Origin of the sequence: Amycolatopsis camponoti, from assembly GCF_902497555.1 — a bacterium.
In the GTDB taxonomy this organism is placed as follows: Bacteria; Actinomycetota; Actinomycetes; order Mycobacteriales; family Pseudonocardiaceae; genus Amycolatopsis; species Amycolatopsis camponoti.
On sequence record NZ_CABVGP010000002.1, the window covers coordinates 2,898,964 to 2,911,897 of the forward strand.

A 12,934-nucleotide genomic window follows, 5' to 3' on the forward strand; every position below is an offset into this window, starting at 1 on the left:
GGAGCGGGATGACCGGCCGGGCGGCGCGTGCCGGACCTCCGTCCGGATCTGCCGCGCGCCGAGGCCCCGCGAGTCTCTTGTGGACGGTGACGCGGCCGAGCAGCACGGCGGTTCGGAAGACTTGCCTCGGCGGCCGCGTGCGTTCTACGGGGCCTAACCCGCGAGGTCGAGGGCGATGTCGGTGATCATGTCCTCCTGGCCGCCGACCATGCCGCGCCGGCCGACCTCGACGAGGATCGCGCGGGTGTCCAGGCCGTACCGCACCGCGGCCGCCTCGGCGTGGCGCAGGAAGCTCGAGTACACGCCCGCGTAGCCCAGGCTCAGCGTCTCGCGGTCGACCCGGACTTCGCGGTCCTGCAACGGGCGCACCAGGTCGTCGGCCGCGTCCATCAGGGGGAACAGCTCGCAGCCGTGGTCCCAGCCCATCAGGTCGGCCACCGCGATGAACGCTTCGAGGGGGCAGTTGCCCGCTCCGGCGCCCTGCCCGGCCAGGGAGGCGTCGACCCGGACCACGCCGTTCTCGACCGCGACGACGCTGTTGGCGACGCCCAGAGCGAGGTTGTGGTGGGCGTGGATACCGATCTGCGTCTCCGGTTCGAGGACGTCCCGGTAGGCGCGGACCCGGTCCCGGACTCCGTCCATGGTGAGACGGCCGCCGGAGTCGGTGACGTAGACGCAGGCAGCGCCGTAGGACTCCATCAGCTTGGCCTGCTTCGCCAGCTCCTCCGGTCCGGCCATGTGCGACATCATCAGGAACCCGGCCACGTCCATGCCCAGATCGCGGGCCGCGCCGATGTGCTGGGCGGAGATGTCGGCCTCGGTGCAGTGGGTGGCGACCCGGACCGAGCGGACGCCGAGACGATGAGCCTCCCGAAGGTCGTGCAGGGTGCCGATGCCGGGCAGCAGCAACGTGGTGGGGATGGCGCGGCGGGTGACGTCGCAGACCGCTTCGATCCACTCCCAGTCGGTGTGCGCGCCGACGCCGTAGTTGATGCTGGAGCCGGAAAGCCCGTCGCCGTGGGCGATCTCGATCGCGGCCACGCCCGCGGCGTCGAGGGCGCCGGCGATCGTGCGGGCCTGCTCGACGGTGTAGCGGTGCCGGATGGCGTGCATGCCGTCCCGCAGGGTGACGTCCTGGATGTACAGGTCGGTCATCGGAGGGCCTCCTGGTGCGTGGCCATGCGTTCGGCGGTCCGCAGCGCGGCCGAGGTCATGATGTCGAGGTTCCCGGCGTAGGCGGGCAGGTAGTGCGCGGCGCCCTCGACTTCGAGGAACACCGAGACCTTGACCGCGTCGCCGGCCGGGACCAGCCGGTGCAGGGGGTCGTCGGCCGTGACGGTCTCGAACTGGACCTTCTGCTTGAGCCGGTAGCCCGGAACGTAGGCCTGCACCCGCCCGACCATCTCTTCGATCGACGCGGTGACGGCCTCGGTGCCTACAGCGTCCACATCGGACACCAAGCAGTGCACGGTGTCGCGCATGATCAGCGGCGGTTCGGCCGGGTTGAGGACGATGATCGCCTTGCCGCGCGCGGCGCCGCCGACCTTTTCGATCGCGGACGCGGTGGTTTCGGTGAACTCGTCGATGTTGGCCCGGGTCCCCGGCCCCGCCGAGCGGGAGGAGATGGAGGCGATGATTTCGCCGTAGTGCACCGGCGTCACCGCGCCGACCGCGGCCACGATGGGGATGGTGGCCTGGCCGCCGCAGGTGACCATGTTGACGTTGGGGGCGTCGAGGTGCTCGCCGAGGTTGACCGGCGGGACGACGTAGGGCCCGATCGCGGCCGGGGTGAGGTCGATGACGGTGCGGCCGAGGCCGCGCAGCACCTCGTCGTGGCGGCGGTGCGCGCCGGCGGAAGTGGCGTCGAAGACGTACCGGACGTCGGCGAACTCGTCGAGCCGGACGAGGCCTTCGACGCCTTCGTGCGTGGTGGCGACCTTGAGGCGGCGGGCCCGGGCGAGGCCGTCGGAGTCCGGGTCGATCCCGGCCACGGCCGCGATGTCGAGCCGCTCGGACAGGCGCAGCACCTTGATCATCAGGTCGGTGCCGATGTTGCCCGAGCCGATGATGGCGACCTTCACGCTCATGCGGATTCCCCTTCGAAGCGGATCGTGACGTCGCCGAGCCCGGAGATCCGGGCGGTGAAGACGTCGCCGGGGGAGGCGGGCACCATCGGCCCGAGTGCGCCGGTGAGGACGACGTCGCCGGCGCGCAGCGGTTCGCCGCGGCGGGCGAGTGTCGTGGCGAGCCAGGCGGCGGCGGTGAGCGGGTCGCCCAGGCAGTCGCGGCCGGTGCCCTCCGACACGAGCTCGGTGCCGCGGTACAGCTGCATTTCGACGTCGACGGGTTCGACGTCGTCGAGGGTCTCGCGGATGTCGCCGAGGACGAACATGCCCGAGGAAGCGTTGTCGGCGACCGTGTCGACGATGGTGATGTCCCAGCCGGCGATCCGGCTGTCCACGATCTCCAACGCGGGGGCGAGGAACGCCGTCGCCGCGCGGACGTCGGCGACCGAGCAGTCCGGGCCGGGCAGGTCGGCGCCGAGGATCAGGGCGATCTCCGCTTCCACCTTGGGCTGGAGCAGCCGGCCGGCGGGGACGGTGCCGTCGTGGTCGAGGGCCGTGTCGGAGAACAGTGCGCCGAAGTCGGGCTGGTCGACGCCCAGCTGGCGCTGGACGGCCGGGGAGGTCAGGCCGATCTTGCGGCCGACCAGGCGGTGCCCGGCCGCGAGCCGGCGCTGTGTGTGCAGCCGCTGGACTTCGTAGGCGGCGTCGAGGTCGCCGTCGGCGAAGAGATCGCGGATCGGCGGACACGGCGTGGCCGTGGCGGCCGCGACCGCCAGCACCTCCGCGGCCTTGGGGACGGCCTCGTTCATCAGGGACCTCCGGAGCAGGCGATTGTGACCCGCCAGGTATAGGCCCCGGCTCGGCGATGTGCCAAAGTTCGTTCCGTGACGCGGAACAGCGAGACCGGCAACATGCTCGACAAGGCTGCTGCCGTCCTGGCTGTCTACCGTCCGAACGGCGGCTCGTTCCGCCTGACGGAACTCGCCGCCCGGGCGGGGCTGACCAAGACCACGGCGTTCCGCCTGGTCGGCGACCTCGTCCGCCTCGGCTTCCTGGAGCGCGCGGGGGAGCGGTACCGGCTGGGCGGCACGCTGTTCGAGCTGGGTTCGCTCGTGCCCCGCCGTCAGGACCTCCGCGAGGCGGCCCTGCCGTTCCTGCAGGACCTCTTCGAGAGCACCCGCCAGACCGTCCACTTCGGAATCCGTGACGATCGCGAAGTGGTGTACCTCGAACGCATCCACGGCCACGACGCGGTCCCGCTGCCGTCCCGGATCGGCGGCAGGCTCCCGCTCACCTGCACGGCGATCGGCAAGGCGCTGCTCGCGTTCTCCGAGCCCGAGCTGGCGGACGTCATCCTCGCGGATCCGCTGCCGCAGCTGACGTCGTTCTCGATCACCGACCCGGTCCGGCTGCGCACGGCACTGGAGCAAACCCAGGTGTCCGGCCTGGCTTACGAGGAGCAGGAAGCCGCGACCGGCGTGAGCTGCATCGCGGCGCCGGTGTTCAGCGGAGCCGTCGCCGTCGCGGCGCTGTCGGTGGCGGTCCCGCGCGAACAGTTCCGGCCCGCCCATCTGGCCCCGGCGGTCCGGACGGCCGCGCTGGGGTTGTCACGGACCCTGCGCCAGGCCACCGAGCCGAACCGCTAGACGAGGCACTGCCCGCACGGTCAGGGCCGTTCGGCAACCGCGGCCCGGCTCCCGAGTCCCAGACGGTCGTGAGTGAGAAACAGGGTTAGAACACTGTTTCTCACTCACGACCACGCCCCAGCAGTCCGAGCCGAACCGCTAGGCGAGGCACGGCCCGCGCGGTCAGGGCTGGTGCCAGCCGGCCTCGAACTCTCCGCGGTCGGCGCGCTCGACCACGCCGCGCCAGAACTCGAGGGCGGCGTACTCCATGCCCAGCCCGAGTTCCAGGGTGATCATCCGGCCGGCCACCTCTTCGATGTGACCGAAGCGGCGCTGCATCTCCTCGTACTCGGCGATCCGGCGTTCGTGCTGCTGGACCTGCCCCTTCGCGAGCTGCGCCACGTCCTCCGGGCCGGCCAGCTCGCTGAAGAAGAGCTTGATCTCCGCCACGTCGCGCAGCTCGAAGTGCTCGTTGACCGGCTCGGCCATCCAGCCGCGCAGTGCCTTCCGGCCGGCTTCGGTGATCGAGAACGTCTTGCGCCGGCGCCCCGAGTCCTCCTCGTCGAGCTCCAGCAGGCCGGCCTCCTCGAGCCGCTTGGGCTCCGAGTACAGCTGCGCGTGCGGGAAGTTCCAGAAGTACCCCACTGACCGGCCGATCGCGCGCTTCAGGTCGTAGGACGTGGACGGACCGCGCAGCGCGATCATGCCGAGCACCACGTACGACGTCGTCGACAACCGAACCGTTGACATGCTCCGAACCATATCGTAGGTTCGCAACCATCCGAAACAGATGGTCGATATCAGACCGTCGGTTACGGACGGTAGTTCCGCTCGGCACGATCGCTGTCGCGATGGAGGGACGGTCATGGATCTGGGTACGGTTCTGCGCTGGACGGCGGAGCGTCATCCCCGGCGCCGCGCGGTGGGCGGCAAAAGCCCCATGACCTACGCCGAATGGGACGCCCACACCGACCGCCTGGCCCGGGCGCTGGCCGCCCTCGGCGTCCGGCCCGGCGAGCGCGTGGTGCTCTCGTTGGCCGGTGGCGAACCGCTGGCCAGCCTGCACCTGGCCGCGCAGAAGCTCGGCGCCGTCTCGGTGCCGCTGTCCTTCCGGTTCGCGCCGCCCGAACTCGCCTACTGCGTCGCCGACGCCGAGCCCGCCCTGGTGATCACCGACGCCTCGACCGCGGCCCTCGCGGACGAGGCGCTGGCCGAGCTGCCCCCGGTGTCCCGGATCGCCTCCGGCACCCCGCACGAGGACACCATCGAACGCCTGGCGCTGCGGCAGCCGAGCGGCTCGCCGGACGTCCGGGTGTCCGATCAGGACATCAGCGTGATGCTCTACACCTCGGGTACCACCGGGAAACCGAAGGGCGTGCCGCGCACGCACTCCGCCGAGCACCACGCGGCGATCGCGCACCTGATCCAAAGTGGACAGTCCCGCTTCGACGCCACCCTCGGCGTGATGCCGCTGTTCCACACCATGGGGCTGCGCACCCTGCTGGCCACCCTGGTCGGCGCGGGAACCTGGGTGCCGCAGGTGAAGTTCGACGCGGACGAGGCCCTGGACCTGATCACCGCGGAGGGGATCGGTTCGCTCTACCTGGTGCCGACGATCTACTGGTCGCTGGTGCGCACCGGCCGGCTCGCCGAGGCGCGGACCGTGCGCAAGCTGGCCTACGCGGGCTCGTCGATGACCCCGGCACTGGCCGAGCAGCTCGCCGGCGCGCTGGCACCGGAATCCTTCGTCAACCACTTCGGCAGCACCGAGATCTACACCTTCACCATCGGCCCGGACGTGGTCGCGAAGCCGGGGTCGGCGGGCCGCGCCGGCATCTTCTCCCGGGTCCGGCTGGTCGACCCGGATCCCGCCGCTCCGCCGGACGCCGAGGTGGGGCCGGGGGAGCAGGGGCAGATCGCCGTTTCGATGGCAGGCCCCGAGGCGTTCGCCGGGTACTGGCACCGGCCCGACGCCGACGCCAAGTCCATCCGCGACGGCTGGTACTTCCCCGGCGACCTGGCGATCGCCGACGAGGACGGGGACCTCTGGGTCGCCGGCCGGGTCGACGACATGATCAACTCCGGCGGCGAGAACATCTACCCGGAAGAGATCGAAGACGCGCTGATCCGCTGCGCGGCGGTGCGCGAGCTGGTCGTCGTCGGCATGGCCGACGACCGGTGGGGCCAGGCCGCCACCGCGTTCTTCGTCCCGGGTGAAGGCATGACCCCGGAGCACGCGACGGAGGTGCTGGAGGCCTTCGTCCGCGAGCAGTCCGGGCTGCCGTCCTTGAAGCGCCCCAAGCGGTTCGTCGCCGTCGAGGCCATCCCCAAGTCCGGGGTGGGCAAGATCCTCCGCCGCGAACTGAGCTCCGGTAACTACCGCGCGCTGTCCGACAGCGCCGCAGAAGCAGGCAGGTGAGCCGCATGACCGCAGTCTCCGACAAGCCGGCCAGGAGGACGGCGCGGATCGAGGACCCCGCGCTGCTCACCGGCCGCGGCCGGTTCCTCGACGACCTGGACCCGCTGCCGGGCACGCTGACCGCGGCCGTGGTGCGCAGCCCGCACCCGCACGCCCGGATCCGCGGCGTCGACCTCGAACGGGCCCGGCGGCACCCCGGGGTCGCCGCGGTGATCGGCCCCGACGAGGTCACGGCGGCCCTGCGCCCGTTCCCGCTGGCGCTCAAGGTCCCCATGCCGTACTACCCGACGGCGACGGACAAGGTGCGCTTCGTCGGCGAACCGGTCGCGGTCGTGGTCGCGAACGACCGGTACCTGGCCGAGGACGCCGCGGAACTCGTCGAGATCGACTACGAGCCGCTGCCGCCGGTGGTCGACGTCGAGAAGGCGCTCCTGCCCGACGCGCCGCGGCTGCACGAGGACGCGGACGGCAACGTCGCGACCGACCGGACCTTCACCTTCGGCGACGTGGACGAGGTGTTCGCCAAGGCGGATCACGTCGTGAAGGGCAAATACCACTTCCCGCGCTACTCCTCGACCCCGATGGAGTGCTACTCGGTCGTCGCCGAGTGGCAGGACGAAGGGGACGGCCCGGCCATCCAGGCCTGGGCGAACTTCCACGGCCCGTTCTCGATGGTGGCGGTGCTGGCCGGGGCCTTCGGCCTGCCCACGTCGCGGATCCGGCTGATGATCCCGGCCGACAACGGCGGCAGCTTCGGCATCAAGGCGGGCATCTACCCCTACGTCGCGCTGATGGCGCTGGCCAGCAAGCACGCGGGCCGGCCGGTGCGGTGGACCGAAGACCGCATCGAGCACCTGCTGGCCAGCTCCGCCGGATCCGACCGGGCCATGTGGTTCGAGGCCGCCGTCTCGGCCGACGGCACGGTGCAGGGGCTGCGGACCGACCTGGTGGACAACGTGGGTGCCTACCTGCGGCCGCCGGAACCCAGCACGCTCTACCGCTGCTTCGGCAACATCACCGGCGCGTACAAGATCGACGCCGTCCAGATCCGCTCGCGGGCCGTGGTCACGAACAAGACGCCCACCGGGCTCAACCGCGGCTTCGGCGGCCAGCAGCTGTACTTCGGCCTGGAACGGCTGATGGACAAGGTCGCCGAGACCTGCGGCCTGGACCCGGTCGAACTGCGCCGGCGGAACTTCGTGCGGCACGAGGACTTCCCGTACGCCACCCCGAGCGGCGGCATCTACGACTCCGGCGACTACCACCGCGCGCTGGACATGGTCGTGAAGAACGCGGACTACCAGGCCCTGCGGGAAGAGCAGCGGGAAGCGCGGGCGCGGGGCGAGTACTTCGGCCTCGGCGTGGCCACCATCGTCGACCCGTCCGCGACCAACATCGGCTACGTCGGCCTGGCCACCCCGGCCGAGCAGCGGGCGTCCGGGCGCGGCAAGTCCGGGTCCACCGAGCACGTCCGGATCAGCGTGGACCCCAGCGGGCTGGTCTCGGTGCTGCTGGGCACCGTGCCGCAGGGCCAGGGCCACGCCACCGTCGCGCAGCAGGTGGTCGCCGACCAGCTCGGGCTGCCGCTCGACCAGGTGCGCCCGATCGTCGAGATGGACACCGCCACCACGCCGTGGACGATCAGCTCGGGCAGCTACTCCTCGCGCTTCGCGCCGCTGCTGACCAGCGCGCTGGTCGAGGCCGCGGAAAAGCTCGCGGAGACGATCAAGATCGCCGGTGCCACCCTGCTCGGCGTCGCGGCCGAGGAAGTGGAACTCCACGAGGGCCGGATCCGGCTGCGAGCCGAGCCGAGCCGGGCGGTCTCGTTCAAGCACGCGGCCGGGCTGGTGCACTGGGACCCCGGCTCGCTGCCGGAAGGGACCTCCGCGCGGCTGTACGAGGAGGCCGCGTTCACCCCGCCGCAGTCGAAGGCGGCGAGCCGCTCGGACCAGATCAACTCGAGCCTGTGCTACGGCTTCGTCGCCGAACTGGCCGTCGTCCGGATCGACGCGGAGACCCGCGAGCTCAAGCTCGAGCGGGTGGTCACCGTGCACGACGCCGGCACGATCCTCAACCCGACCCTGCTCGAAGGCCAGGTGCACGGCGCGCTCGCGCACGCACTGGGCGGCGCGCTCTTCGAGGAGATGCGCTACACCGACGCCGGGCAGCCCACCGCCACCTTCATGGACTACCTGTGCCCGACCAGCGCCGAAACCACCTTCGAGCTGAACAGCGACCACCTGGAAACGCCGTCGCCGCTGACCCGGCTCGGCGCGAAGGGCTGCGGCGAAGGCAGCTGCATGAGCCTGCCGGTCGCGATCGCCAACGCGGTCGCGGACGCGCTCGCCCCGGCCGGTGTCGACATCACCAGCCTGCCCCTGCACGGAAACGTGCTCCACGAGCTGCTGACCGGCAGCGCTTCGGAAACCGAAAGGAACCACTGACGATGGCACTCACCGGAGGCGAGATCAGGCTCGACCGCGGCCACGACGGCCGGGTCGCCTACCTGACCCTCGATCACGGCAAGTACAACATCATCACCTGGGAGACCCGTCAGGTGATGGCCGACCGGTTCGCCGAGATCGACGCCGACAACGAGATCAAGGTCGTCGTCGTCCAGGCCGAGGGGGAGCACTTCTCCTCCGGCGGCGACATCGCCGGGTTCATGGAGGTCGACCCGATCGACTTCACCGACCTGGGCCAGAACGTCACCGCCCCGGCGCGCAGCCCCAAGCCGGTGATCACCGCCGTCGACGGCTACTGCTTCGGCGTCGGGCTCGAACTCGCGCTGTCCACCGACATCCGGGTGGCGACGAAGCGCGCCGAGTTCGCGCTGCCGGAGATGCGGCTGGGCATGATCCCCGGCTCCGGTGGCACGCAGCGCCTCGCCCGGCTGATCGGTCTTTCCCGGGCGAAGTACCACGTGATGACCGCGTCGCGGATCAACGCGCAGCAGGCGGGCGACTGGGGCCTGGTGGCGAACGTGGTCGAGGACCGCGCCGCCCTGGACGCCGAGGTGGAGCGGATCGTGGGCGTGCTGCTCGGGTTCTCCCCGCTGGCCGCCCGCACCGCCAAGGAGGTGCTCGACAAGGGCATCGACGCGCCGTTGTACTCCGGCATCGAGCTGGAGCGCAAGGCGTACTCGATGCTGCGCTCCAGCAACGACTTCGCCGAGGGCGTCGCCGCGTTCCACGAGAAGCGCGCGCCGAAGTTCCAGGGGCGGTGAGCTGAAACCATGAAGGCCGCACCCTTCGCCTACGTCCGGCCGTCGAGTCTGCCCGACGCGATCGCCGAACTCGCGAGCACGGGCGGCGGCGGCAAGGTCATCGCGGGTGGGCAGTCACTGGTCCCGGTCTTGGCCATGCGGCTCGCCCGCCCGGAAACCTTGGTGGACATCACTTCCGTGCCGGAGCTCGACCGGATCGGCACCGCGGGCGGGTACCTGGAGATCGGCGCCACGGTGCGCCAGCGCCGGGTCGAGCGGGACCCGGTCAGTGCCGCGGTTCCCCTGTTGGGCATGGCCCTGCCGTGGGTCGGGCACCGGGAGCTGCGCAGCCGGGGCACCGTGTGCGGGAGCCTCGCGCACGCCGACCCGGCCGCCGAGCTGCCGGCCGTGGCGTGCTGCCTGAACGCCGAGCTGACCGTGACCGGCCCCGGCGGCGCCCGCCGGGTGCCGGCGCGGGCGTTCTTCTCCGGCGCGATGACCACCGCGCTCGGGGCCGACGACATCCTGACCGCGGTGCGATTCCCGGTCGCCGGGAAGGGCGAGGGTTTCGGGTTCGCCGAGATCGCGCGCCGGCACGGCGACTTCGCGCTCGCCGGGGTCGTCGCCCGGGTCCGGGTGCGCGGTGCGGAGACCGACGCGGAGCTGACCGGGTTCGGCGTGTCCGACCGGCCGGTCACCCGCTCGGTCAGTGGTGAGCTGGGCGCCGCGCTGAGCGGCGGCGACGTGAGCCGAGCCCTGGCCGGCCCGCTCACCGCGGTGGCGGAGGAACTGGTCGACACCGACGGCGACGCCCACGCGTCCCGCGACTACCGCCGCCGGCTGTTCCGCACGCTGGCGGTCCGGGAACTGACCAAGGCATACGAGCGCGCTCGCCGGAGCGCCGGTGAGGTGGACTCATGACGACCGAAGTGGTGGCGCAGAACGGAAAACCCCGGGCCGTCAAGGCCGCGGCGGACGATCTCGTCGAGGTCAGGATGACGGTGAACGGCACCCCCGCCGTGCTCAGCCTGCCCGCGCGGGTGACGCTCGCCGACGCGCTGCGCGACCACCTCGGGCTCACCGGCACGCACGTGGGCTGCGAGCACGGCGTGTGCGGGATGTGCACGGTGCTCGTGGACGGCGAGGCGGCCCGGGCCTGCCTGCTGTTCGCGGTCCAGCTCGACGGGGCGGAGATCGTCACCGTGGAGGGCCTCGGCCGGCCGGACGACCTGCACCCGCTGCAGGAGGCCTTCGGCCGCAACCACGCGCTGCAGTGCGGTTTCTGCACGCCGGGCTTCCTGATGAGCTCCTACGACCTGCTCAGCAACCAGCCCGAGGTGACCGAGGAGGAACTGCCCGAGCAGCTGTCCGGGGTCATCTGCCGCTGCACGGGCTACCGCAACATCCTCACCGCGGTCAAGGAAACCCAGGAGGCGCACCCCGACGGCATCCCCGCCCCGGGCAACTGCGCGCACCGCGCGCTCGTCGGCCGGGCCACCGGACAGGCGGGCGGCAGCACCGACGGCCGCGAGGCCGCCGAGGTCACCGAAGACACCCGCCGGATCGACATCGTGCTGCCGGACGGGGACCCGACGATCGCCGTCGACATCAGGACCGAGATCGGCGTGTCAGTGGACGCGGTGTGGCGCGTGTTCGACGACGTCGCGCTGCTGGCCCGCTGCCTGCCCGGCGCGGAGCTCACCGAAGACCTGGGCGAGGACCACTACGCCGGCCGCGCGCGCGTCTCGGTGGGCCCGATCAAGCTCGCGTTCAAGGGCGTCGCGCACGTCGTCGAGCACGACCGCGCCGGTCAGCGCCTGCGCGTGCTCGCGCAGGGGCAGGACACCGGCGGCGCGCAGACCCAGGCCGACATCGTGCTGCGCACCGAGGCCACGGCCACCGGCACCGCGATGCGGGCCGAGGCGAAGGTGTACCTCACCGGCCGCATCGCCCAGTTCGGCCGGGCGCTGGCCGGAGACGTGAGCCGCCGCATGTTCGAGCAGTTCGCGGACGCCCTGCGCGAAGCCGCGACGTCCGGGCAGGCGCCCAGCGGCCCGGTCAAGGCGCCGAGCGCGCTGAAACTCCTGTTCGTCCCTCTGATCGACCGGATCCGGGCCGTCCTGCGCCGGAAGTCCCGCTGATCCCTATCCCGTAAGGGGAAAATCTTGGCACCCGATATCGCACCACGGTCAAAGTCGCCTCGTGCCGCGGTATTCGCTTCCGTCGCCGGCTGGTCCTTCGACCTGTTCGACCTGTTCCTGCTGCTCTACGTGGCCGGGCCGATCAGCAAGACCATCTTCCCGAGCAGCAGCCCGACCCTGGGCATCGCCGCGGTGTTCGGCTCGTTCGCGGTCACCGTCGTGATGCGCCCGGCGGGTGCCGCGATCTTCGGTGAGCTGGCGGATCGCAAGGGCCGCAAGTCGACGATGGTGCTGGTGATGGGCGGCGTCGGCGTCACCACGGCCGCGATGGGCCTGGTCCCGTCCCACGCCGCGGTGGGCGTGCTCGCCCCGATCCTGTTCCTCGCGCTGCGGATCGCGCAAGGGACTGTTCGTCGGCGGCGTCACCGCGACCACGCACACTCTCGGCACGGAGAGCATCGGCGCGCGCCGGCGTGGCTTGATGAGCGGGCTGATCGGGGCCGGGGGAGCGGGCCTCGGTGCCGCGCTGGCCAGCCTGGCCTACATCGTGGTCTCGGCGATCTTCACCGGCCCCGCGTTCGACCAGTGGGGCTGGCGGGTGCTGTTCTTCTGCGGGCTGCTCAGTGCGCTGCTGAGCCTGTTCGTGCTGCGCAAGGTCGAGGAATCCCCGGAGTTCGAGGGGAAACGGCAGGCTCCGGTGCCGTTCCGGGAGCTGGTCCGGGGCCGCGGCAAGAAGATCCTCGCGCTGAACATCGCGGTGGCCGCCGGTGGTGGCGCGCAGTACTACCTGACGTCCGGCTACCTGCCCACCCTGCTCGGCGAGGTGGTCGGGGTCCCGGCCGGCGCGCGCGGCATCATCCTGCTGGTGAGCAGCGTCGTGGTGATCGGGGCCGCGATCGGCGCGGGCGAGCTGAGCGAACGGCTCGGCCGCCGCCGGACCATGCTCGGGTTCGGCCTGGTCAACCTGGTCGCGCTGCCGTCGCTGACCTGGGGGATCGCCTCCGTGGGCGGCGGGCACGGCGTGGTGGTGGCCCTGCTGTGCGCGGTCATGGTGATGCTGTCCAACGCCGCGTACGCGCCGCTGATGATCTTCCTCAACGAGCGGTACCCGACCGGGCTGCGGGCCAGGGGCACCGCGGTGAGCTGGAACCTCGGCTTCATGCTGGGCGGGCTGATGCCGACCCTGGTGAGCCTGCTCAGCCCGGAGCTGTCGGACGTGCCCTCGCGGCTCGCGCTCTTCCTGGTGGGCGCGACCCTGGTGTTCGTCGTCGCGATCTGGGCCGCCCCGGAAACCCGGGGCGCGCTCGATCGCGAGCGCCACGCCCGGACCGTCACCGACGAAACCACCCCCGCGTGAGGGCGCTCGGCCGACTGACCCCGCGGGACTGACCGGCACCCCGATCTTCACGCCGTCAGGACCAGGAGCGATTCCGCCCGGCTCGGCAGAATGCGAATTCGTCCTACTCCGAAAGGACGTT

12 protein-coding genes are annotated in these 12,934 nt (G+C 71.6%); 7 read left to right on the forward strand and 5 right to left on the reverse strand.

What is annotated here, in order from left to right; genetic code table 11:
• Window positions 1–153: 153 nt before the first annotated feature.
• Genes dmpG through AA23TX_RS34000 form a run of 3 tightly spaced genes read right to left on the reverse strand, consistent with a single transcriptional unit; the run spans window position 154 to window position 2,875 of the window.
• A complete protein-coding gene (gene dmpG, locus AA23TX_RS33990) occupies window positions 154–1,155 on the reverse strand; it encodes a 4-hydroxy-2-oxovalerate aldolase (protein WP_155546794.1) in 1,002 nt (333 codons plus the stop codon).
• Window positions 1,152–2,087 carry an acetaldehyde dehydrogenase (acetylating) gene (locus tag AA23TX_RS33995; protein ID WP_155546795.1) on the reverse strand — a complete coding sequence of 312 codons (936 nt, stop codon included), beginning with the start codon at window positions 2,085–2,087 and terminating at the stop codon, window positions 1,152–1,154. Before AA23TX_RS33995 ends, dmpG begins: the two co-directional genes overlap by 4 nt.
• Window positions 2,084–2,875, reverse strand: a complete 792-nt coding sequence (locus AA23TX_RS34000) for a 2-keto-4-pentenoate hydratase (protein ID WP_155546796.1) — start codon at window positions 2,873–2,875, stop codon at window positions 2,084–2,086. The genes AA23TX_RS33995 and AA23TX_RS34000 overlap by 4 nt, the downstream gene beginning before the upstream one ends.
• Before the next feature lie 75 nt (window positions 2,876–2,950).
• On the opposite strand from AA23TX_RS34000, the gene AA23TX_RS34005 reads away from it, so the two are divergent.
• A complete protein-coding gene (locus tag AA23TX_RS34005) occupies window positions 2,951–3,712 on the forward strand; it encodes an IclR family transcriptional regulator (RefSeq protein WP_230862870.1) in 762 nt (253 codons plus the stop codon).
• 162 nt (window positions 3,713–3,874) lie between these two features.
• On the opposite strand, the gene AA23TX_RS34010 is transcribed toward AA23TX_RS34005, so the two are convergent.
• Window positions 3,875–4,441: a PadR family transcriptional regulator gene (locus AA23TX_RS34010; RefSeq protein WP_230862871.1), complete on the reverse strand. Its 567-nt coding sequence runs from the start codon at window positions 4,439–4,441 to the stop codon at window positions 3,875–3,877.
• Window positions 4,442–4,556: 115 nt separating this feature from the next.
• Between AA23TX_RS34010 and AA23TX_RS34015 the strand changes: the two genes are divergently transcribed.
• Genes AA23TX_RS34015 through AA23TX_RS34035 form a run of 5 tightly spaced genes read left to right on the forward strand, consistent with a single transcriptional unit; the run spans window position 4,557 to window position 11,456 of the window.
• Window positions 4,557–6,110: a class I adenylate-forming enzyme family protein gene (locus AA23TX_RS34015; protein ID WP_155546797.1), complete on the forward strand. Its 1,554-nt coding sequence runs from the start codon at window positions 4,557–4,559 to the stop codon at window positions 6,108–6,110.
• A gap of 5 nt (window positions 6,111–6,115) precedes the next feature.
• On the forward strand, window positions 6,116–8,554 hold the full coding sequence (locus tag AA23TX_RS34020; protein ID WP_155546798.1) for a xanthine dehydrogenase family protein molybdopterin-binding subunit: 2,439 nt from the start codon (window positions 6,116–6,118) through the stop codon (window positions 8,552–8,554).
• Window positions 8,555–8,556: 2 nt separating this feature from the next.
• The gene (locus tag AA23TX_RS34025; RefSeq protein WP_155546799.1) at window positions 8,557–9,336 is read left to right on the forward strand and encodes an enoyl-CoA hydratase/isomerase family protein; all 780 of its coding nucleotides are present in this window, start codon (window positions 8,557–8,559) and stop codon (window positions 9,334–9,336) included.
• 9 nt (window positions 9,337–9,345) lie between these two features.
• Entirely contained in the window at window positions 9,346–10,236 is an 891-nt protein-coding gene (locus tag AA23TX_RS34030; protein WP_155546800.1) for an FAD binding domain-containing protein, read from the forward strand.
• Window positions 10,233–11,456, forward strand: coding sequence for a xanthine dehydrogenase family Fe-S subunit (locus tag AA23TX_RS34035; protein WP_155546801.1), 1,224 nt, complete (start codon window positions 10,233–10,235; stop codon window positions 11,454–11,456). The genes AA23TX_RS34030 and AA23TX_RS34035 overlap by 4 nt, the downstream gene beginning before the upstream one ends.
• Window positions 11,457–11,581: 125 nt before the next feature.
• Here AA23TX_RS34035 and AA23TX_RS50480 read toward each other — a convergent pair whose 3' ends face one another.
• Entirely contained in the window at window positions 11,582–11,734 is a 153-nt protein-coding gene (locus AA23TX_RS50480; protein ID WP_230862872.1) for a hypothetical protein, read from the reverse strand.
• Window positions 11,735–11,913: 179 nt separating this feature from the next.
• Between AA23TX_RS50480 and AA23TX_RS34040 the strand changes: the two genes are divergently transcribed.
• The gene (locus tag AA23TX_RS34040) at window positions 11,914–12,813 is read left to right on the forward strand and encodes an MFS transporter (RefSeq protein WP_230862968.1); all 900 of its coding nucleotides are present in this window, start codon (window positions 11,914–11,916) and stop codon (window positions 12,811–12,813) included.
• The last annotated feature ends 121 nt before the right edge of the window (window positions 12,814–12,934 follow it).

Excerpts from the sequence above, each read along its gene's own strand:
- dmpG (WP_155546794.1), bottom strand. The coding sequence starts at position 1,155 with ATGACCGACCTGTACATCCAGGACGTCACCCTGCGGGACGGCATGCAC.
- AA23TX_RS33995 (WP_155546795.1), bottom strand. The coding sequence starts at position 2,087 with ATGAGCGTGAAGGTCGCCATCATCGGCTCGGGCAACATCGGCACCGAC.
- AA23TX_RS34000 (WP_155546796.1), bottom strand. The coding sequence starts at position 2,875 with ATGAACGAGGCCGTCCCCAAGGCCGCGGAGGTGCTGGCGGTCGCGGCC.
- AA23TX_RS34010 (WP_230862871.1), bottom strand. The coding sequence starts at position 4,441 with ATGTCAACGGTTCGGTTGTCGACGACGTCGTACGTGGTGCTCGGCATG.
- AA23TX_RS34015 (WP_155546797.1), top strand. The coding sequence starts at position 4,557 with ATGGATCTGGGTACGGTTCTGCGCTGGACGGCGGAGCGTCATCCCCGG.
- AA23TX_RS34020 (WP_155546798.1), top strand. The coding sequence starts at position 6,116 with ATGACCGCAGTCTCCGACAAGCCGGCCAGGAGGACGGCGCGGATCGAG.
- AA23TX_RS34025 (WP_155546799.1), top strand. The coding sequence starts at position 8,557 with ATGGCACTCACCGGAGGCGAGATCAGGCTCGACCGCGGCCACGACGGC.
- AA23TX_RS34030 (WP_155546800.1), top strand. The coding sequence starts at position 9,346 with ATGAAGGCCGCACCCTTCGCCTACGTCCGGCCGTCGAGTCTGCCCGAC.
- AA23TX_RS34035 (WP_155546801.1), top strand. The coding sequence starts at position 10,233 with ATGACGACCGAAGTGGTGGCGCAGAACGGAAAACCCCGGGCCGTCAAG.